16 protein-coding genes and 1 pseudogene are annotated in these 19,311 nt (G+C 74.0%); 10 read left to right on the top strand and 7 right to left on the bottom strand.

Features of this window, described 5'->3' with window-relative positions:
* The first annotated feature begins 4 nt into the window (after positions 1-4).
* The 3 genes from AC1C2V_RS15850 to AC1C2V_RS15840 all read left to right on the top strand — a co-directional run bounded on the left by AC1C2V_RS15850 (position 5) and on the right by AC1C2V_RS15840 (position 3,900).
* Positions 5-871, top strand: a complete 867-nt coding sequence (locus AC1C2V_RS15850; RefSeq protein WP_495390600.1) for a DUF1028 domain-containing protein — start codon at positions 5-7, stop codon at positions 869-871.
* Between the two features lie 36 nt (positions 872-907).
* Positions 908-2,155: a 23S rRNA (uracil(747)-C(5))-methyltransferase RlmC gene (gene rlmC / locus AC1C2V_RS15845; protein ID WP_495390599.1), complete on the top strand. Its 1,248-nt coding sequence runs from the start codon at positions 908-910 to the stop codon at positions 2,153-2,155.
* Between the two features lie 128 nt (positions 2,156-2,283).
* Positions 2,284-3,900, top strand: a complete 1,617-nt coding sequence (locus AC1C2V_RS15840) for a M20/M25/M40 family metallo-hydrolase (protein WP_495390598.1) — start codon at positions 2,284-2,286, stop codon at positions 3,898-3,900.
* A 146-nt stretch (positions 3,901-4,046) separates the two neighbouring features.
* Here the strand turns inward: AC1C2V_RS15840 and AC1C2V_RS15835 are convergent, their stop codons facing one another.
* From AC1C2V_RS15835 to ddaH, 3 genes are all read right to left on the bottom strand, one after another.
* Positions 4,047-5,465, bottom strand: coding sequence for a zf-HC2 domain-containing protein (locus AC1C2V_RS15835; RefSeq protein WP_495390597.1), 1,419 nt, complete (start codon positions 5,463-5,465; stop codon positions 4,047-4,049).
* Positions 5,466-5,603: 138 nt separating this feature from the next.
* A complete protein-coding gene (gene ocd, locus AC1C2V_RS15830) occupies positions 5,604-6,734 on the bottom strand; it encodes an ornithine cyclodeaminase (RefSeq protein ID WP_495390596.1) in 1,131 nt (376 codons plus the stop codon).
* Positions 6,731-7,699, bottom strand: coding sequence for a dimethylargininase (gene ddaH / locus AC1C2V_RS15825; RefSeq protein ID WP_495390595.1), 969 nt, complete (start codon positions 7,697-7,699; stop codon positions 6,731-6,733). Before ddaH ends, ocd begins: the two co-directional genes overlap by 4 nt.
* Before the next feature lie 113 nt (positions 7,700-7,812).
* Between ddaH and AC1C2V_RS15820 the strand changes: the two genes are divergently transcribed.
* The 3 genes from AC1C2V_RS15820 to AC1C2V_RS15810 all read left to right on the top strand — a co-directional run bounded on the left by AC1C2V_RS15820 (position 7,813) and on the right by AC1C2V_RS15810 (position 11,562).
* Positions 7,813-8,277, top strand: a complete 465-nt coding sequence (locus AC1C2V_RS15820; protein WP_495390594.1) for an Lrp/AsnC family transcriptional regulator — start codon at positions 7,813-7,815, stop codon at positions 8,275-8,277.
* 1 nt (position 8,278) lies between these two features.
* A complete protein-coding gene (locus AC1C2V_RS15815; protein WP_495390593.1) occupies positions 8,279-9,217 on the top strand; it encodes a hypothetical protein in 939 nt (312 codons plus the stop codon).
* A 158-nt stretch (positions 9,218-9,375) separates the two neighbouring features.
* Positions 9,376-11,562, top strand: coding sequence for a hypothetical protein (locus AC1C2V_RS15810; protein WP_495390592.1), 2,187 nt, complete (start codon positions 9,376-9,378; stop codon positions 11,560-11,562).
* A 78-nt stretch (positions 11,563-11,640) separates the two neighbouring features.
* Here AC1C2V_RS15810 and AC1C2V_RS15805 read toward each other — a convergent pair whose 3' ends face one another.
* Together AC1C2V_RS15805 and AC1C2V_RS15800 are read right to left on the bottom strand one after the other, a co-directional pair.
* Positions 11,641-12,219 carry a DapH/DapD/GlmU-related protein gene (locus AC1C2V_RS15805; protein WP_495390591.1) on the bottom strand — a complete coding sequence of 193 codons (579 nt, stop codon included), beginning with the start codon at positions 12,217-12,219 and terminating at the stop codon, positions 11,641-11,643.
* A 72-nt stretch (positions 12,220-12,291) separates the two neighbouring features.
* Entirely contained in the window at positions 12,292-14,619 is a 2,328-nt protein-coding gene (locus AC1C2V_RS15800) for a bifunctional metallophosphatase/5'-nucleotidase (RefSeq protein WP_495390590.1), read from the bottom strand.
* A 390-nt stretch (positions 14,620-15,009) separates the two neighbouring features.
* Here AC1C2V_RS15800 and AC1C2V_RS15795 point away from each other — a divergent pair.
* Positions 15,010-15,345, top strand: a pseudogene (locus AC1C2V_RS15795) (dihydrofolate reductase family protein); the annotation flags it as partial.
* Positions 15,346-15,396: 51 nt separating this feature from the next.
* On the opposite strand, the gene AC1C2V_RS15790 reads toward AC1C2V_RS15795, so the two are convergent.
* Together AC1C2V_RS15790 and AC1C2V_RS15785 are read right to left on the bottom strand one after the other, a co-directional pair.
* Entirely contained in the window at positions 15,397-15,780 is a 384-nt protein-coding gene (locus AC1C2V_RS15790; protein WP_495390589.1) for a DUF3817 domain-containing protein, read from the bottom strand.
* 105 nt (positions 15,781-15,885) lie between these two features.
* Positions 15,886-16,419, bottom strand: coding sequence for a hemerythrin domain-containing protein (locus AC1C2V_RS15785; protein ID WP_495390588.1), 534 nt, complete (start codon positions 16,417-16,419; stop codon positions 15,886-15,888).
* A gap of 174 nt (positions 16,420-16,593) precedes the next feature.
* Between AC1C2V_RS15785 and AC1C2V_RS15780 the strand changes: the two genes are divergently transcribed.
* From AC1C2V_RS15780 to AC1C2V_RS15770, 3 genes are read left to right on the top strand one after another with little or no spacing between them, the layout of a single operon-like run.
* Positions 16,594-17,565: an endonuclease/exonuclease/phosphatase family protein gene (locus AC1C2V_RS15780; protein ID WP_495390587.1), complete on the top strand. Its 972-nt coding sequence runs from the start codon at positions 16,594-16,596 to the stop codon at positions 17,563-17,565.
* Between the two features lie 57 nt (positions 17,566-17,622).
* Positions 17,623-18,624 carry an alpha/beta fold hydrolase gene (locus AC1C2V_RS15775; protein ID WP_495390586.1) on the top strand — a complete coding sequence of 334 codons (1,002 nt, stop codon included), beginning with the start codon at positions 17,623-17,625 and terminating at the stop codon, positions 18,622-18,624.
* Between the two features lie 18 nt (positions 18,625-18,642).
* Positions 18,643-19,308 (top strand): MBL fold metallo-hydrolase, encoded by a 666-nt coding sequence (locus AC1C2V_RS15770; RefSeq protein WP_495390585.1) that lies wholly within the window; start codon positions 18,643-18,645, stop codon positions 19,306-19,308.
* The last annotated feature ends 3 nt before the right edge of the window (positions 19,309-19,311 follow it).

Raw genomic sequence — 19,311 nt, 5'->3', positions numbered from 1 at the left:
CACGATGACCTTCACGGTGCTGGCGCGCGACGCCGCGAGCGGCGACGTCGGCGTCGCAACCGCGAGCTTCGTCCTCGCGGTAGGCGCGCGGGTCCCCGTGGTCGTCCGCGGCAAGGGCGCCGCGGCCGTCCAGGGCGAGACTCCGCTGCACGTACGGGACACCGTCCGCGAAGGCCTGCTCGCGGGCCAGTCAGCCCAGGACATCGTCGACGGCGTGGTCGCGGGCCTTCCCGCTGCCTCCCAACTCGGAGTCGTCGACTCCACGGGCGCGGTCGCGGTCCACAACGGCCCGGCGCTCGAGGCGCACGTGGCAGTCGCCCAGGTGCCGGGCCTGCTGGTGATCGCGAACCTGATGGAGCGCGCCGACGTGGCGGATACCGCGCTGCGCGACGCGGCCCCCATGCTGGGGCGGGCGACGCTGCCGGAGGTCCTGCTCGCTGCCCTGGCGGCGTCGGACGAGCGGGGAGGCGACCTGCGAGGGCGGATGTCGGCCGCGCTCGTGGTCGAGGGGCCGAGCACCGAGGACCTCCGGGTCGACCGGCACCCGCGGCCAGTCCCCGAGCTGCAGCGCCTCCATGAGGTGCACCTGGCGCACGCCGCCCTCGAGCGGACCCGGCGGCGGCACGGTGCGTACCGCGACCTCGACGACGTGCGGGCAGCTCATGCGCTCGCGCCCGAGGACCCGGTCTGCCTCGGCGCGCTGCTCCTGGCCCTCGTCCGGTCGGGGGCCGTCGAAGACGCCGTCGCCCACGCCCGCGCGCTGCTGGTGTCGGAGCCTCGGACCGCCGCACGCCTGCGACGCGCTGCCGCGACGGGTGACATCGATCCCGGCGCGGTCGAGGAACTCCTCCAGCAGGCCGGGGAGGGCTGACCGCCTCAGCCCCACTGCCCGGGAGACAATGGGCGGGTGCAGTGCCCCCACTTCGACGCCGGCCGCTGCCACTCGTGCACCCTGCTGGCGACGCCGTACCCCACGCAGGTGCGTGAGAAGCAGGAGCACGTGGCGGCCCTCCTCGCCGACGACCGGATCGCCTGGCTGCCGCCGGTGACCGGCCCGGAGTCCGGGTTTCGGAACAAGGCGAAGATGGTGGTCACGGGCACGGTCGACGACCCGGTGCTCGGCATCCTCGGCTCGACGTCGGGGCCCTTCGCCGGGCAGGGCATCGACCTCACCGACTGCGGCCTGTACCCGCCCGCGCTGCAGGAGTCGTTCCCGGTCCTGGCCGAGCTGATCACCCGCGCCCGGCTCCAGCCGTACGACCCGACGGCGCCGTCCCGCGGGCCCCGGCGCCGCGAGACCCCGCGCGAGTCGGCCTGGCGGGGCGAGCTCAAGCACGTGCTCGTGACTCTCTCCGCCGACGGCGAGCTCATGGTGCGGTTCGTGCTGCGCAGCCAGGAGCCCGTCGCCCGGATCCGCAAGCACCTGCCGTGGCTGCTCGGCGCGCTGCCGCAGGTGGCGGTCGTGAGCGTCAACGTGCAGCCCGCGCACGCCGCCGTCCTCGAGGGCGAGCAGGAGATCGTGCTCACCGAGCGGCAGTCCTTGCCGATGCGGCTCGACGGCATCACGCTGAACCTGCGCCCCCAGAGCTTCTTCCAGACCAACACCGCCGTGGCCACCGCCCTGTACGCGCAGGCGCGGGAGTGGGTGGGCGAGGTGGCGCCCGCCTCCCTGTGGGACCTGTACTGCGGCGTCGGCGGCTTCGCGCTGCACTGCGCCGCGCCGGGCCGTGCCGTCACCGGCATCGAGATCTCTGCGGAGGCGATCGCCAGCGCCGGCGTGACGCGGGACGAGCTCGCCCACCTGCCCGCGGGCACCACGGTCGGTGGGCACGACGCCGCGTGGTGGGCCGACGCCGTGCGCGACGTGCGCTTCGCCGCCGGCGACGCGACCGCCTTCGCCCGCGGCGGCGACGCGCCCGAGCTGGTGGTGGTCAACCCGCCGCGGCGCGGCATCGGCGCCGACCTGTCGCACCGGCTCGAAAAGTCCGACGTCGCGCACGTGCTCTACTCCAGCTGCAACGCCGTGACGCTCGCCGAGGATCTCGCGCGCATGCCGTCGCTGCGACCCCGCCGCGCACGGCTGCTCGACATGTTTCCGCAGACCAGCCACTACGAGGTCCTCGTCCTCCTCGAACGGGCGCCATTCGTCGGTTGAGCTTGCGCCGTCTGGGTTTCCTGGACGCCCGCTGAGGCTTACGCTCACGCCAACCGCACCCCGCAACGTCGCGCTGTGTGTCGGGGCCCGACCCGGGCCTCGCGGGGTCACCCATCAGGAGGTCGACCGTGAGAACAAAGATGTTCACCACGGCCGTCGCGACTGCCGCCCTCAGCGGGCTGGTCGTCGCGGCGTCCCTCACCCCCACCGCGACGGCGGCGCCGTCCGTGGTCACGGGCAGGCACGGCCCCGGCCCACACGTCCCGGGCCCGGACCTGTCCAAGAAGGTCACCGGCGAGCGCGTCTTCCGGCACCTGGAGGAGCTCCAGGAGATCGCCGACGAGAACGACGGCAACCGTGCCGCGGGCTCCGACGGCTACGAGGCATCCGCGCGGTACGTCGAGAAGACCCTGCGCAAGGCCGGGTTCACACCGGAGCGGCAGTACTTCGAGTTCGACACCTTCGACGTCCTCGATCTGGCCGTTGCGGTGCCGGGCGCCACGTTCGATCCTGCGGCGATGACGTACTCCACGTCCACGCCCGACGACGGCGTGACGGCCGGCCTGGTGCAGCCCGCGATCGTGGACGGCTGCCCGGCCAGCGACGACCCCGAGGCCCCGCACGACGACTCGTGGGCCGGCGTCGATGCCACCGACAAGATCGCCGTCGTGCAGCGCGGTGCCTGCACCTTCGGGGCGAAGGCCCTCGCCGCGGGCGAGGCCGGCGCGGCAGGGCTGATCATCTACAACAACGAGATCGGCGCGCTCAACGGCACCCTGGGCGAGCGCAACGACGGGTACGCGCCCACCGTGGGCGTCACGCAGGCGGAGGGCGAGTCGATCCTCGCGGTGCTCGCGGCCGACCCCGCCGTGCAGGCGTCGTTCGACCTGCAGGCCGAGATCGGCACCGCCGAGACGTTCAACGTCATCGCCGAGACCCGCAAGGGCCGCGACGACAACGTGGTGATGCTGGGCGCCCACCTCGACGGCGTCCCGGAGGGCCCGGGCATCAACGACAACGGCACCGGCTCGGCGGCGATCCTGGAGACCGCCGTCCAGCTGAACAAGAGCAAGAAGCTCAACAACACCGTGCGGTTCGCGTGGTGGGGCGCCGAGGAGCTGGGGCTCGTCGGCTCCACGCACTACGTGGACGATCTCGTCGCGAACGACCCGGAGGCGCTGGACGACATCGCGACCTACCTCAACTTCGACATGGTGGGCTCCCCCAACTACACGATCGGCGTGTACGACGCGAACGAGTCGACCTTCCCCGCCCCGGTCACGGTGCCCGAGGGCTCCGTGGCGACCGAGGCGCTTCTCACGGACTACTTCGACGCGATCGACCAGCCGTGGGTGGACTCGGAGTTCTCCGGCCGCTCGGACTACGACGCGTTCATCAGCAACGGCGTGCCGGCCTCAGGCCTGTTCACCGGCGCGGACGCCATCAAGACGGACGAGGAGGCCGCGATCTTCGGCGGCACGGCCGGCGAGGCGCTCGACCAGAACTATCACTCCGTCGGTGACAACCTGGCGAACGTGAACCCCGAGGCGCTCGACATCATGTCCCGCGCCATCGGGAACGCCGCCCAGCAGCTCGCCTGGAGCACCGAGGCGATCAACGGCGTCGAGCCCGGCCGTCCGGGTCATGGCCACGGTCACGGCCACGGGCATGGCCACGGGCACGGGCACGGTGGTGGACATGGTCACGGCCACGACCGCGGGGCGCACGGCTTCGACCGGCGCTGACGCGTCGCTCTCCTCGCTGGTTGAGCCTGTCGAAACCGGGTTTCGACAGGCTCAACCAGCGGTCGGTTTCGACAGGCTCAACCAGCGGTCGGTTTCGACAGGCTCAACCAGCGGTCGGTTTCGACAGGCTCAACCAGCGGTAGGCGTCAGCAGGAGCTCAGCCAGCCCGGCCAGATCCCGGTCCGGTCGAGGATCACGTCGGGCGGCACGCCCGGCGGCGCCTCGACCTCGACGCTCACGTCGGCCTCGTCGTTGCGCTTCGAGGCGATATACCAGCCACCGCCGTCGCACTCGCGTGCCCGGACCCAGCTGTTTCCGGACTTGACGCCGACGACCTGCTGCGTGTCCGGGTCGGACACGTCCACCCGGAAGACCCCGCGCAGCCCCGGCACCTCGGCGTTGACCGTGGTGCGCACGGGGTCGGGCTCGTCGGTCGGCGTCGGGTCGGGCGTCGGAGTCGGGCTGGGCGAAGGCGTGGCGGTGGGCGAAGGCGTCGCGGTGGGCGTGGCCGAGGGCGTCGGCGACCACGTCGGCGTGGACGTCGGCTCCGAGGTCCCGGTGGGTTGCGGCGCGGGGGCGGGGGTGGTCGACGTGGGCGCCGGCTCCGTGGGCTCCGTGCCCGGCGCCCCCGTGGGGGTCGTCGTCGGGGAGATCGGGTCGTCGGTGGACGGCTCGGTCGGCTCCGGCGTCGGCGCGGGGCCGGACGTGCCGCCGGGCGTCGGCTCGGGCGCGGCCTCCGGCGTCGGCTCGCCGCCGGGCGCGGGCGCCGCGGCGGAGGATGTGGCCGACGGCACGGGCGGGGCCGCCACGGGGCCGCCACCGCCACCGCTCATGGCGACCGCGACGGCAGCCACGGCGACGCCCGCCACGGCCCCGGCGCCGATCAGCCCGACCTTGCCGAGGTGGGTGCGCCGCAGCGCCAGCACCCGGACCCACTCCCACGCGACCGCGAGCGCGGTGCCCACGGGGCGGACCAAGGCGAGGGCCCCGGCCGCCGCCGACCCGGCGCCCAGCGCCCCCACGACCACCGGGGCCACCGCACCGCCCGCGACCGTGCCGGCGAGCAGCAGTGGGCCGGCGTCGCGCAGCGCCCAGCGGGCCTCCCGCACGTCGATGAACGCGCGCATGCAGCCGTCGCAGCCGAAGAGGTGGCTCTCGAGCGTGGTGCGGCGCCCCGGCGTGAGCCGGTGCCGCGCGTAGGCGTGCAGGGACTGCCGCGTGTCGACGCACCCCGGCGGGCAGGCACGGGTGTGCGCCGCCGCGAACGCCGCGGCGAGCCGCTGCTCCGCCCGCCCGAGCCGCCGCAGCACCGCCCGGCCGTGCAGGCCGAGCTCGGTCGCGATGGCGCCGAGGTCGCGGCCCATGACGTGCCGGTCCCACAGCAACCGCTGGTCGTCGTGCGGCAGGGTGGCGAGCACGGTGCGCAGCACGTCCGGGTCCGCGGTGCCGGCGGCGCCGGGTCCGCCGTCGCGCCCGGCCCTGGTGGCCACGGCCCGCATCCGCCGGATCACGTCGTCGACGGCGGACCGGCCCTCGGGCGCGTCGTCGCCGTGGATCGCGGTCACACGACGCCCCCGTCCCAGCATTTTCCAGCGGTCTCGCGGCGCGCCGACATGCGCGCCGGGGGCAATGATCGCAGCGACCCACGGGGCGAAAGCAAATCCCGGCGCCGTCCCGGGGCCCGGAACGGCGCCGTTTAGGGGTCAGCCGCGCACGGTCGCGAGCGGCTCGGCGTGCCCGCGGCCGGCCAGACCCATCAGCCGGTCGAGGGCCTGCCGCCCTGAGGCGAGATCGTCCTGCTCGCCCGCGCGCACCAGGGAGAACAGGTCCTTGGGGTCGTCCGGCTCGGCGACGAGGTCGAGGTGCTGCAGCAGCGCGGCGGGCACGTCGTCGCGCACGAACCGGAGCGCGGCCCAGTCCTCGACGGCGAACCCCACGGAGTCGAACACGGTGAGCGTCTCGTCGTCGCCGGCGCGGCGACCGTCCCGGCGCCCGGCGACTACTTCCCACAGCTCGGTGACGGCGATGTCCGGCGTCTGCTGGATCTCGCCCTCGATGCGGGTCTGCGGCTCGTACTCGACGAACACCTCGGCGGCACGCAGGATCGCCGGGTCGAGCTCGGTCTTGCCGGGGCAGTCGCCGCCGATGGCGTTGACGTGCACGCCCGGGCAGGCGAGGGCGGTGACCATCTCGTAGGTGAGCACGGTGGCGTTCGTCTTGTCGGCGGTGCAAGTAGTGACGACGTCGGCGCCCGTGACGGCGTCGGCCGCGCTCGCCGCCTCATGCACCTCGAAGCCGAGCGCGCGGGCGTTGCGCGCGAGCTTGGCCAGCGCACCCGGGTCGGTGTCCCACGCCCGCAGGTGCGTGACGCCGAGCTCGGCCCGCATGCCCAGCGCCTGGAACTCCGACTGCGATCCCGTGCCGATCAGCGCGAGGGTGCGGGAGCCGGGCCGGGCCAGGTGCCGCGCGGCGAGCGCCGACGTCGCCGCGGTGCGCAGCGCGGTCAGCAGCGTCATCTCGGCGAGAAACGTGGGATAGCCGTTGCGCACGTCGGCGAGGACGCCGAACGCGGTGACGGTCTGGAAGCCGCGGGCCGGGTTGCGCGGATGGCCGTTGACGAACTTGAAGCCGTAGGTGTCGTCGTCGGAGGTGGGCATGAGCTCGATGACGCCCTCGCGGGAGTGGGTCGCGATCCGGGGGCGCTTGTCGAGGTCGGGCCAGCGGGCGAAGTCGACGGCGAGGGCGTCCACGAGGCGGCCGATCACGGCCTCGGGCCCGCGGTGGGCGACCCACCGCGCCGTCGAGGCGACGTCGAGGAACGGGACGGTTGTCATGCGCGGGCCTCCGCTGGCGTGGTGGTGCTCGGGCGGGTCGTGGTGGGGGGTGCGGTCCGCAGCTCGAGCGTGCAGCACTTGACCGAGCCACCGCCCTTGAGCAGCTCGGACAGGTCGACGCCGACTGGCTCGAAGCCGCGCTCGCGCAGCCGCGCGTGCAGCCCGGTGGCCCGGTCGGTGAGGAAGACGTGGCGGCCGTCGGAGACGACGTTGAGGCCGAGGACGGCGGCGTCCTCGGGGGTCGCGAGGATCGCGTCCGGGTATCGCTCCGCGAGCACCGCCCGCGACGCGGGGCTGAACGCCTCGGGGAGGTAGGCGATCGTCGCCGGCGAGGTGCCGGTGTCGAGCACGGCCAGCGCCGTGTCGAGGTGGTAGAAGCGCGGGTCGACCAGCTCGAGCGTCAGGACGTCGACGCCCAGCCGCTCGGCGACCTCGGCGTGCGCGGCGCGGGAGGTGCGGAACCCGGTGCCGGCCAGCATGACGTCGCCGGCGAGGAGCAGGTCGCCCTCGCCCTCGTCCTGCTCGGCGGCCTGGCCGAGGCTCGTGACGCCGAGGGCCCCGGCGCCGGCGAACCAGGCCTCGTATGCCGCGCCCTCGGGCTGGCGCTCGGGGAACGTGAACCGCGCCGCCAGCGCCCGGCCGCCCACCACCACGCCGCCGTTCGCGGCGTACACCATGTCGGGCAGGCCCAGCACGGGGTCGATCACCTCCACCCGGTGGCCGTGCGCCTCGTAGGTGGCCCGGAGCCGCTCCCACTGCGCGACCGCGCGCGCGCCGTCCACCGGCACGCCGAGGTCCATCCAGGGGTTGATCTCGTAGACCACGTCGAAGTAGGTGGGCGGACACATGAGGTAGTGCCGCGGGGTCGCCGTGCGCTCGGTGGCCGGTGTAGTGGCCGGAGCGGGAGCCAGGTCGGGCTGGGGCGCTGAGACCGACGTCGTCGTCGGTGAGGTGAGGGCCGTCATAGCCGGACGCTAGGGCCGCGGTCGTTGCGCGGGATGCGCGATTCGTTGCGCGTCCTCGCGGTAGACCTGGCGGATCATGCGCGGGAGCTGAAGAATCCGACCATGGACTGGTCATGGACACGGTGAACCGGAAGATCGTGGGACACCTGCTGCGCGACGGACGGGCGACATACGCCGACATCGGCGCCGAGGTGAGGCTGTCCGCGCCCGCGGTCAAGCGCCGCGTGGACCTCATGCTCGCGCGCGGCGAGATCACCGGCTTCACGGTGCGGGTGGCGCCGGAGGAGCTGGGCTGGGGCGTGGAGGCGTACGTCGAGCTGTTCTGCCGCGGCAACGTCTCCCCCGCCACGCTCCGCCGCGATCTCGCCACGATCCCCGAGATCGTGCGGGTGGACACCGTGACCGGCGAGGCCGACGCGATGGTGCAGATCATGGCCGGCGGCATGACCGACGTCGAGCGCACGGTCGAGGCGATCCGCGGCAGCGCCCGCGTGGACAAGACGCGCACGTCCCTGGTCATGACGCGCGTCATCGACCGCCCCGCGCGGGCGGGGTCGCCGCCCTCGGGCGAGGCGTGAGATGCGACGCCCCACCGTTGCGCTCGCCATCACGCCCGCCGCTGCGCTCGTCGTGGCGCTGACCGGCGTGCTGGCTGCCTGCACGGGCACCGGGCCCGACACGCCCGACCTGCCCGGCGGCGTCGCCGAGCACCTGAGTTCGGAGCTGCGCCAGGACCGCACGCAGTACGCGGACCGCACCGCGTCGCTGCGCGTGGTCAACGACTCGGACCGGACGATGACGCTGCTCGGCGGCTCGCTCGACGCACCCGGATTCGGGCCGAGCGGCCCGGACGGCGACCCGCACGTCCGCACCCTCGCCCCCGGCGCGGGCCGCGACGTGCGGCTGCGGCTCGGCGAGGTGGACTGCGACGCGGACGCACCGGACGCGCTCGCCGGCAGCGCAGCCACCACGACCGAGGTCGCCACCGCCACCGTGCGGCTGGCGCCCGGCGAGGACGGGTCGGCCTCGGAGGGTGTCGACGTCGAGGTCGGCGTCACCGACCCGCTGGGCCGTCTCGCCGCCGTGCACGCGGAGGCGTGCGCCGAGCGGCTGGTCGAGTCCGGCGTCACGCTCCGCGTCACCGCGGTGGAGACTGCCCAGGTACGCACCAGGACGGGGACCGAGCCCGGCGGGCGCGTGACGCTCGCCGTCGACCCCGTGCCCGACGGTCCGGCCGTCGAGCTCGTGCGGGTGTCCGGCACGACGCTGCTCTCCCCCGCCGCCGGGGACGCCTGGTCGGGCGACGACCTGGCCGGCCAGGCGGACGGCAAGGTCGTGCTCGACCTCGTCCCCGCGCGGTGCGACCCGCACGTGGTGGCCGAGGACAAGCGCGGCACGTTCCTGCCCGTCACCGCGGACGTCGAGGGCGCCCGGCAGCCCGTCATCTACGTGCCTATGACCGACGAGCAGCGCGCCGCGACCTACGGCCTCGTGCACGACGCCTGCGGCTGGGGCTGAAACTTCACCCGCGGCGTGTCCCAATCGTTACCCGCCTCCGTCGCCACTATTGAGGCTGCATCAGTAGGCTCCCTCCAGACCTGTCGACGGCGACGGGCCACGGCCCGGTGCCGTGCTGGGACTGCGTCGACGACGACGCGGACTGGAGTGAGGCTCCGATGACCATGACCACCCCCGCGCGTCGCCGACCGCACCTCCCGACAATCTCGACGGTCGTCGCGCTCGCCGCGCTGGCCCTCGCCGCGCTCGTCGCGCTCGTCGTCCTCGTGCTGATGGACGGCCAGATCGCCGACGGCACCACCCGCCTCGACGCCGGGGCGGTGCAGGTCGACGACGGCGCGGCCCAGCTGTCCGAGGGCAGCGATCAGCTCGCCGACGGCGCGAGCACGCTGTCCGACGGGGCTGTGGAGCTCGCCGCCGGAACCACCCGCCTCGTCGACGGCACCGACGACCTGACCTCCGGGTCGGCCCGGCTGGCCACCGGTGCGGCCGAGCTGTCCGAGGGACTCAACGACCGACTGAGCCCCGGCACGACGCAGGCGTCCGCCGGGATCGTCACGCTGCACGACGGCACCGTCCAGCTCCACGCAGGCAGCGGAGAGATCGCTGACGGCGCCGCGCGAGCGAACGACGGAGCCGGCCTGCTTGCCGAGGGCTCCGGGCAGGCGGCCGACGGCGCCCTCTCGCTCGCCGGCGGGGCGTTCGCGCTCCGGGATGGCAACCACCAAGCGGCGAAGGGCGCCGGCGCGCTCGCCGAGGGCACAAGTCGGCTCTCGGCCGGTTCGGCGGCCATCGCAGACGGCGCCGACACGCTCGCGTCGGGAGCGGGTCAGGTCGCAACGGGGACCGGCGCCATGGTCACGGGGAGCGCGAAGCTCGCCACTGGCTCCGGCGACCTGTCGACCGGCGCGGCCGACCTCTCTGGCGGCGTCAGCGCGCTGTCACAAGGCATCGACGAGCTCGTCGGCAAGGGCAGTGAGCTTGCCGACGGTGCCCGCGAGGTCGCGACCGGAGCACAAGACCTGGTCGGCGGCGCCGACGCCCTCGCTGATGGCGCCCAGGCCGTTGCCGCGGGGGCATCGGAACTCTCAAAGGGTGCGGCTGCGGCCGCCACCGGTGCGGCGCAGGTGGGTGGCGCGACCGTGCAGCTTGTCGACGGCCTGAAGGGCGCCTCGTCCCGGGCAGCACAGGTCGCCGCGGGCACGAGCGGCCTCGCCGACAGTCTCGCGAAGCTGGCCGCCGCCACGGAGGACTCGGAGACCAAGGGACGCCTCGAGGCGCTCGCCGTGGAGGCCGAGAAGCTTGCCGGGGGTGCATCGAACGTGGCCGACGGCGTGGCGAAGGGCAGCGACGGTGCCGCTGCACTCTCCGCGGCGCTGCAAGGCGACGACGGTCTCGTCGCCGGAACTGATGCCGTGCGCCAGGGCGCGGCGGGCCTCGCTGCGGGTCTGACGAGCAAGGACGGCCTCGTCGCCGGAGCGACGAAGGTGGCCATGGGGGCGGGAGCCCTCGCCGACGGCAGCGCCCGCGTCAGCGGTGGTGTCGACGCCGTGCTTGAAGGCGGCGGCCACCTGCAGGAGGGAGCCCAGAAGACCGTTGATGGCGCGATCAGTGTCGCCTCGGGCTCCGCACGCCTCGACGCAGGAATGACGGACCTGGCGGGCAAGAGCGTCACTTTGAACGACGGCGCGCTGCAGATCTCGACAGGCAACACGACTCTCGCGGCCAACACGTCGACGCTCGCGACGCGGATGGGTGAAGCCGACACCGGTGCCCTCTCGCTGGCGGACGGGACGGCGAAGCTCACATCCGGTGCCGACGAGGTGGCCGGGGGCTCATGGTTGGTCGCCCTGGGTACCAACAGCGTTGCCAACGGCGCTGCCGAGCTCGCGGGTAACCTGCCAGAGCTCGCCGCCGGTTCGGCGACACTGGCCTCGAAGATCGGCGACGCGGAGGCAGGAGCCAGCAGGCTGGTCGACGGTCTGGACGAGCTGGCGACCGGCGCCACCGACGCCGCAGCCGGTGCCAAGCAGCTCAGCACCGGCGCACAGGACCTCGACGAGGGCGCCGGGGAGCTGGCGGACGGGTCGACGGAGCTCGCGGACGGCGCGGGCCAGCTGTCCACCGGCGCCACACAGCTCGCGGACGGCAGCACCGACCTCGCCGACGGGGCGGCCACGCTCGCGGCGGGCACCACGGAGCTCGCGGACGGCACCACCACCATGCGCACGGAGGTCGAGACGAGCCTCGCCGACCCCGCGGCACTGGCGGGCGGGCTGCTGCTGGCGCTCGGACTCCTGGGCGGGGTCGTGGCCCTGACGCTCCACCTCCGCCGGCGCGGGTAGCCGGGAGGACGACGGACGGCCCGGCTCGGGAACTCGAGCCGGGCCGTTCGTCGTGGTGCTACCGCTCCGGCGGGCGACCTACCAGGCGCGGCGTACGCCGGCCTTGGCACCGGTGACGAGGCTCCGGGCCGGGACGTCGTCGGCCACGACCGCGCCCGCGGCGACCACGGCGTCCCGGCCGATGCTGACGCCCGGCAGGATCGTCGCGCCCGCGCCGATCCAGACGTTCTCCCCGATGTCGATGGGCCCGCCGGTGAGGTACAGCCGCCGCTCGGCCGGGTCCACCGGATGGCTCATCGTGATGAACGTGGCCCGCGGGCCCACCATCGTGCCCTCCCCCAGCCGGATGCCGGCGTAGTCGAGGAACGTGCAGTTCTGGTTGATGAACACACGCTCGGCCAGGTCCAGGCGCAGCCCGTGGTCCGTGAAGAAGGGCGGGTAGACCGTCACCCCGGTGGGGAGCGAGCGCCCGAGGATCTGCTCGAACAGCGCCGCCTTGCCCGCGTCGTCCTCGAACGGGAGCACGTTGAGCCGCGACGTGAGCGCCGTGACCTCCAGGACCCGCTGGGACATCGCGGTGAACTCGGCCCCGAGGTGCCGCTCGGTAGCGGTCGGCACCTCGGGGTCATGGATGGGCATGAGCCGTTCGCTGGTCACCGCGCGATCCTCTCAGCGGCCACCGACGGTTCCCACGGCTCGGTCCCCACCGACTCAGCGCCCATCGACGACTCAGCGCCCGCCGAAGATGATCTCCCACAGGCTCTTGACCCGGATGGTGGTGGTCGTGGTGGCCGCCTCGGTCGCGTCGTCGCCGGAGTAGCGGAGCTCCACCTCGACGGTGCCGGGCGCGAACGGGCCGACGCGCAGCGCGGCGTCGCCCTTCTTGTTCAGCGTGTCGGCGTCCACCTTCTTGCCCTTGATCACCGCGGTGACCTTGCCGGTAGGCGTGCCGTCCGGGGTCTCGACCGAGACGTCGATGCGCGGCGCCTGGAACCAGGCGACCACGGTCTCGGGCGCGTCGACGGTGAGCGTCGGGGTGGCCTGGGCGGGCTCGGCCACCTCGATCGGCACGGTCACCTCGGTGCCGGTCGCGGCGCCGGTGAGGGTGAGCGACGTGGCGCCGGCGGGGGCGTCGGCCGGGAGCTGGACGCTCACGGATGCCGTGCCGATCGTGTCCTCCGGCGTGGCGCCGGCGGTGCTGTCCACGGCGGCGGTGCCGAGCGCCTGGTCGCCGAGGGACACGGTGAGCTCCGGGTCGGTGACGTCGCCCGGGGCCGACATCGACCAGGACGAGACGTCGAACGCGACGGTCGCGCCGGGCTCGTACGCCTCGGGGGCGTCGGTCGGGAACGAGACGCCGACGGCGCGCTGGCTCGGGTCGACGGCCAGCGGCTCGTCGGCGGTGTGCGCCGCCATGTAGTCGACGAAGGCGGTGAGGTCGGCCTTGCCGGTGTCGCGGGCGCCCGCGCCGTCCGCGAAGGCGCGGAAGTTGTCGCCGCCCGAGGCGAGGAACGAGTTCACCGTGACGGAGTACGACGTGGCCGGGTCGATCGCCTCGCCGTCGAGCCACATGCCGGTGATGCGGTCGCCCTCGTCGCGGTTCGCGTCGAACGTGGACGTGAACCCGTCCGAGACGCCGAGCCGCAGGAACGGGCGCGACGGCACGTTGCCGTCGGCGTCGCGCTGCCACTGCTGCTCGAGGACGGCCTTGATCTGCTCGCCCGTGAGGTCCATGTTGACGAGCGTGTTGGCGAACGGCTGCACGCCCGCCGCCTGCTTGTACGTGAGCGTGCGGGGGAACGCGTCCGTGCCGGAGCCCACCATGTCGGCCCGCAGGCCGCCCGGGTTCATGAACGCGATCTGCGCCTCGCCCGACTCCGGGGCCTCCGTGGCCCAGCGCTGCACCTCGGCCACGAGGTTGCCGAGCGTGGACTCGCCGCCGCGGTTCTCCGCGCCGTCGGCGAGCTTGGCGCGGTTGAACGCGCCGCCGATCTCGCCCAGCGGCTCGGCCCCGAGCACGTCGGCCTCGGCGACGGCGTCGTCGACGATGGCGGTGACGTCCGGGTCGGCCGGGTAGTTGCCGGCGAGCGGCAGGACGGCGGTCTCGACCCCGCCCACGTCGCCGGTCGCGGCGTCCACCGAGTAGGTGAGCTGGTTGAGGTTGTAGCCGTACTGGCCCGCGGACACGACCGGGCGGTCCGTCACGGCCTCGCCGGCCCACTCGTCCACGGGGAACGCGCAGTCGTAGGCGAGGTGCGTGTGCCCGGAGACGATGGCGTCCACCTCGGGGCTCACGTCGTTGACGATGCTCGCGAACGCGTTGTCCGCCGTCGGCATCGACGCGCAGTCCGTGGACTCCGCGCCCTCGTGCACCAGCAGGACGACGACGTCGGCGCCCTCGGCCTTGAGCGCGTCGGCCTCCTCGTTCGTGGTGTCGACGATGCCGGCCACCTCGAGGTCCGCGATGCCCGCCGGGCTGACCAGGGCGGGCAGCTCCTCCGTGACCGCGCCGACGAAGCCGACCTGCACGTCGCCGAAGTCCTTGATCCACGTGGCGGGGACGGCGTCGTCGCCGGTCGCCTTCACCTTGAGGTTGGCCGCGAGATACTGCCACTGCGCGCCGCCGTACGGGTTGGTGTCGGCGTCGTACGGCGCCATCACGCGGTTCACCAGGTCGTCGTAGCCCTGGTCGAGCTCGTGGTTGCCGACGGCCGAGACGTCGAGGCCCGCGGCGTTGAGGGCGTCGATCGTCGGCTTGTCGTGCTGGATGAACGACTCGAACGTGGAGGCGCCGATGAGGTCGCCCGCCGCCGCGAAGACGGTGTTGGGGTTCTCCCCGCGCAGCTGCTGCACCGCGCCGGAGAGCACCGCGGCGCCGGCCTCGGCGCCGTTCTCCTGGATGCGACCGTGGAAGTCGTTGGTGGCGAGGATCTGCACGTCGACGATCGGGTCGGCGCTGGCCGACACGGCGCCGGTGGCCGCCAGACCCGCGAAGGCGAGGGTCAGGCTCGCGACGCCGGCGGTCCGCCGTCGCACAGAGGGACGGGCGAGAGACATGGTGCGCTCCTGGGTATGCAGTGGTGACCGAGGCCACGCTAGCGGCGTCGTGCGACACCGGCGTGTCCCCGGGGATAACGATTCGGAAATCCCTCCCGCCGCGCCCCCGCGGGTGCCACCCTCGGTGGATGACACAGGACACGCGCACCGTCGTCGGCAACATCTCCGTCTCGCTCGACGGCCGGGTCAACGGGCCCGGCGGCGACAACGACATGGGCTGGGTGGCGAAGCACGCCGTGAGCGACGAGGCCTTCGAGAACCTCCTCGACCTCATGCGGACCAGCACCACCGTGCTGCTCGGCCGGTCGAACTTTCCAGGGCTTCGGCTCCTACTGGCCCGCGGTCGCGGACGACGAGGACGCGGACCCGCGCAGCCGGGAGTTCGCCCGCTGGCTGAACGACGTCGAGAAGATCGTCGTGTCCCGCACCCTCACCGAGGCGACCTGGTCCGGGTCGCGCGTCGTGGCCGACGATCCTGCCGACGTCGTCGCGGGGCTACGCGAGCGCTCCGGCGGGGACGTGTGGGTCATGTCGAGCCCGGTGCTCATCCGCCGGCTCGTCGCGGCCGGTCAACTCGACCGCCTGCGGCTGCTGCTGTGCCCCGAGATCTCCGGCGGGGGCCGACCGCTCTTCGACGACGGCCTCACACCGTCGAGCTGGCGCGTGACGAGCTCGACGCCGACCGGGTCAGGGGCGCTGCAGCTCGAGCTCGCCGTCGACCGCTGAGCCCGGCGGCACCACACCGCCCGCGGTGTCGGTTTCGACCCTTCGACAGGCTCAGGACGGCGCAGGCTCGACCAGCGTGGCGCTCAGGTGGCCGGTGCGGCGCAGCCAGCGCTCGGCGAGCAGCGTCGTCAGGGGCGGGACGGCAGCGGCCAGGGCGACCAGCGTGCGGAACCAGCCCCAGCGCAGCAGCACCGCCGCGACCAGCGTGATCACCACGTAGGCCACGAACGCCGCGCCGTGCAGGCGCCCGAACAGCCAGACGCCCGCCTCCGTCGTCCCGGTGACGTACTTGAGGAACATCCCCACGAGCAGGCCCGCCCAGGTGAACGCCTCGACGACGGCGATGACCGCGAACAAACGGCCGACGCGGGAGAGCGGGGGGCGGGTGGACGACAGGGTTGTCGGCGTGGTCGACGTGGGCGACGGCGCAGGCATGGCGGGCCTCTCGTGGTGCGGGCGGTCGGACCAGTCTGCCGTGATCAGACCGCGGCTCGGGACGGATCCAGGACGACGGGCTGCCGGATTGATCACGGCTTGCCGTCAGGATCCGTCGGACGGCGCGAGCGGGCCGTACGCCGCACGCCGGTCGGCGCCCGCGAGCGCCGCGGCGACGGCCGGCTCGTCGAGCACGTCGACCAGCCGCTTCTCCTCGTACCGGAAGTGGGTCTCCATGACGGCGTCGATGCCGTCGAGGTGACGTTCTAGCGTGGCGGCGTCGGCGCCGGCGTCCACGGCACGGGCGAGCTCGCCGAGCAGGTGGTCGAGCATCGTGTGGTCGCGCTGCAGCTCGGCGACGAGGCCGGCGAGGTCCGGCCGCAGCTCGAGCAACGCGGTGAAGACGGTGGAGTCCTCGCCGCGGTGGTGGCCTTCGAGGGCCCGGCAGAAGGCGTGGCAGTACAGGCCCGGCAGGCGGCGCGGGTCGGCGTCGGGGGTGGCGACCGCCTCGCGCGCCGCCTCGAGCGCGTCGCGCAGGCGGCCGTGGACGGCGAGCAGCTCCTGGCCCCACGCGACGAGGCGGGCGGTGTCGGAAGACGGGTCGGGGCTCGGGTTCGGGTTGGGGTTCTGGTTGGGCACGATGCGCCGACGATAGCAACGCGGGGCGGTCGAACCCCTGGTCACGGCCTCGCCGCCCGGCGTCCACCCGCGCGTCGCCGCGCGGTCGCCCGCCCCCGATGGGATGGTCGGGCAACAAACACGCTTCCACCAGCCCGACCAGCAGCCCGACCCGAACACGACACGGAGGACCACATGGATCACCGCAGCTCCGACGCTCCCACCGGCATCACCCGACGCGGCGCGCTGACCGCCGCGGGCACGCTCGGCGCCCTGGGCGTCGCCGGCGCGCTCGCCGCCCCGAGCGCCTCGGCGGCGACGGCCGCGACGACCGCCAAGCCGGGCAAGGGAGCGCTGTTCGGCCCTGCCAAGGGATCCACGATCCACGCGATGAGCTTCAACATCCGCCTGGACCGCGAGGACGAGACCCAGCCCGGCGAGCCCGACCACTGGCCCGACCGCGCGCCGCTCGTCACGGCGCTCCTCGCGCTGGAGCAGCCGACGATCCTGGGCGTGCAGGAGGCGGAGTTCCAGCAGCTGGTGGTCGTCGAGGACGGCCTCGGCACGCACTACCGCACCGTCGGGTACGGGCGGTCGGGCGGGGCGGACGGCGAGCACTCCGCGATCTTCTACGACGCCCGCCGCCTCACCCTTCTGTGGTGGGACCAGTTCTGGCTGTCGGACACCCCCGACGTCATCGGCTCGGCCACGTGGGGCAACTCGGTGACCCGCATCGTCACCTGGGCACGCTTCCGCGACGAGCGCACGGGGTCCGAGTTCGTGCACGTCAACTCGCACTTCGACCACGAGTCCGAGAACGCGCGCGTGCGCAGCGCCGAGGTGGTGCGCGACCTCGTGGCCGGCTTCGGGCTGCCCGTCGTCTTCACCGCCGACTGCAACGTGCCCGCGGGCGCCTCCGCGCCCTACGACGTCCTCGTCCCCGACGGCGGCCTGCTCGACGCGTGGGTGACCGCGGACGAGCAGCTCACCCCCGCGGTGGGCACGTTCCCCAACTACGACGAGCCCGTGCCCGACGGCGAGCGCATCGACTGGGTGCTGGCCACCCCCGGCACGCAGGTACTCGCCGCCGCCATCAACACCTGGACCAAGAACGGCCGCTACCCCAGCGACCACACGCCGATGCAGGCGCTGCTGCGGCTCAACTGACCCGCGGCCCGCACCCCGTCGTCGATGAGTTCGGCGGCCCACCGGCGTCCGACCCCCATGAGATCCACGATCGGGGCAGCGGGCATCGGTCCCGCCAGCGGCGACGCGCTCGGCCCGGAGAGGTTCGCCGAGGTTTCGGCCCTTCGACAGGCTCAGGACGGCGCGGGCTCAACCGGCGACGGGGTGCGGCTGTGCTTCCAGTCCGTCGGCGACCCGGCCGACCCGAACGTCCTGCTGGTCGGCGGCGTCGGGTCGTCGATGGACTGGTGGCCGGCGGACCTCTGCGCAACCCTCGCGGCACAGGGGCGGCACGTCGTGCGCTACGACCACCGCGACACCGGCCGGTCCACCACCGGCCGGCCCGGCAAGCCGGACTACACCGGGCGCGACCTCACGGAGGACGCGCTGCGGGTGCTCGACGCCGTCGGCGCCGTGAGCGCGCACCTCGTCGGCCTGTCGATGGGCGGCGTCATCGCTCAGGAGCTCGCGCTCGAGCACGCGGACCGTGTCGCGTCGGTCACGCTGGTCGCCACGAGCCGGGCCGTCCGCGGCCCCGACGACGCGGACCTCCCGCCGTCGGCGCCCGAGATCGCAGGGCTCTGGGACGGCCCCGCCCCCGATCCCGCGGACACGGCCGCGCTGATCGACGCCGCCGTCGCGGAGGACCGCGCGCTCACCGGCCGGGGTGACTTCGACGAGGCGCGCACCCGCGCCATCGCGACCCGCGCCGCCGAGCGCTCGATCGACCCGACCGCGGGCGCCAACCACTTCGCGGCAGAGGGCGGCGGCCCGTTCGCGGGCACGCTCGCGGACGTCCGCGTGCCCACCCTCGTGGTGCACGGCACCGAGGACCCGCTGTTCCCCGGCCATGGGGCGGCGCTCGCCGCGGCGATCCCCGGCGCCCGGCTGCTGCTGCTCGAGGGGATGGGCCACCAGGCGCCGCCGCCGTCGTCGTGGGACGTGCTGCTCCCGGCGCTCCTCGAGCACACCACCGAGCGCACCACCGGGCACACCACTGAGCGCACCACTGAGCGCACCACTGAGCACCCGCGCCGGTAGCGGGGAGAGGATGGCGGTATGTCGACCACCACCCTCACCACCTGGGGCCACGCCGGCGTCCGCCTGGAGCGCGACGGCCAGGCCCTCGTCATCGACCCCGGCACGTTCACCGACCCCCACATGCTCGACGGCGCCGCAGCGGTGCTGATCACCCACCAGCACGCCGACCACGTGGACCTGCCTCGCGTGGTGCCGGCGCTCGCCGCCGACCCGGCCCTGGAGCTGTGGGCCCCACGGCCCGTCGTCGACCAGCTCGGGGAGGCAGGCGCCCCCGCCGACCGGCTGCACGCCGTCTCCGGGGGTGACTCCTTCACGGCGGCCGGCTTCGCCGTGCAGGCCCTGGGTCACGTGCACGCCACGATCCACCCCGACATGCCGCCACCCGCCAACGTCGCGTTCCTCGTCGACGGCGCCGTGCTGCACCCGGGCGACTCGTTCACCCCCGCGCCGCAGGGCGCGACCGTGCAGGTGCTGGCGCTGCCCGTCGCCGGGCCCTGGATGAAGCTCGGGGAGGCCGTCGACTACGTGCGGCAGGTGGCGCCCCGCGTCGCCGTCCCCATCCACGACGCGATCCTCAACGACGCCGGCTGGGCTCTCGTCGACCGCATCGTCGGCGGGCTCGCGGGCGTCGAGTACCGCCGCCTCGCGCACGGCGAGGGCCTCGAGGTCCCCAGCGCTGGTTGAGCC

This window comes from Isoptericola sp. Y541, assembly GCF_059445465.1.
This window is presented reverse-complemented; position numbering and strand designations above follow the sequence as displayed.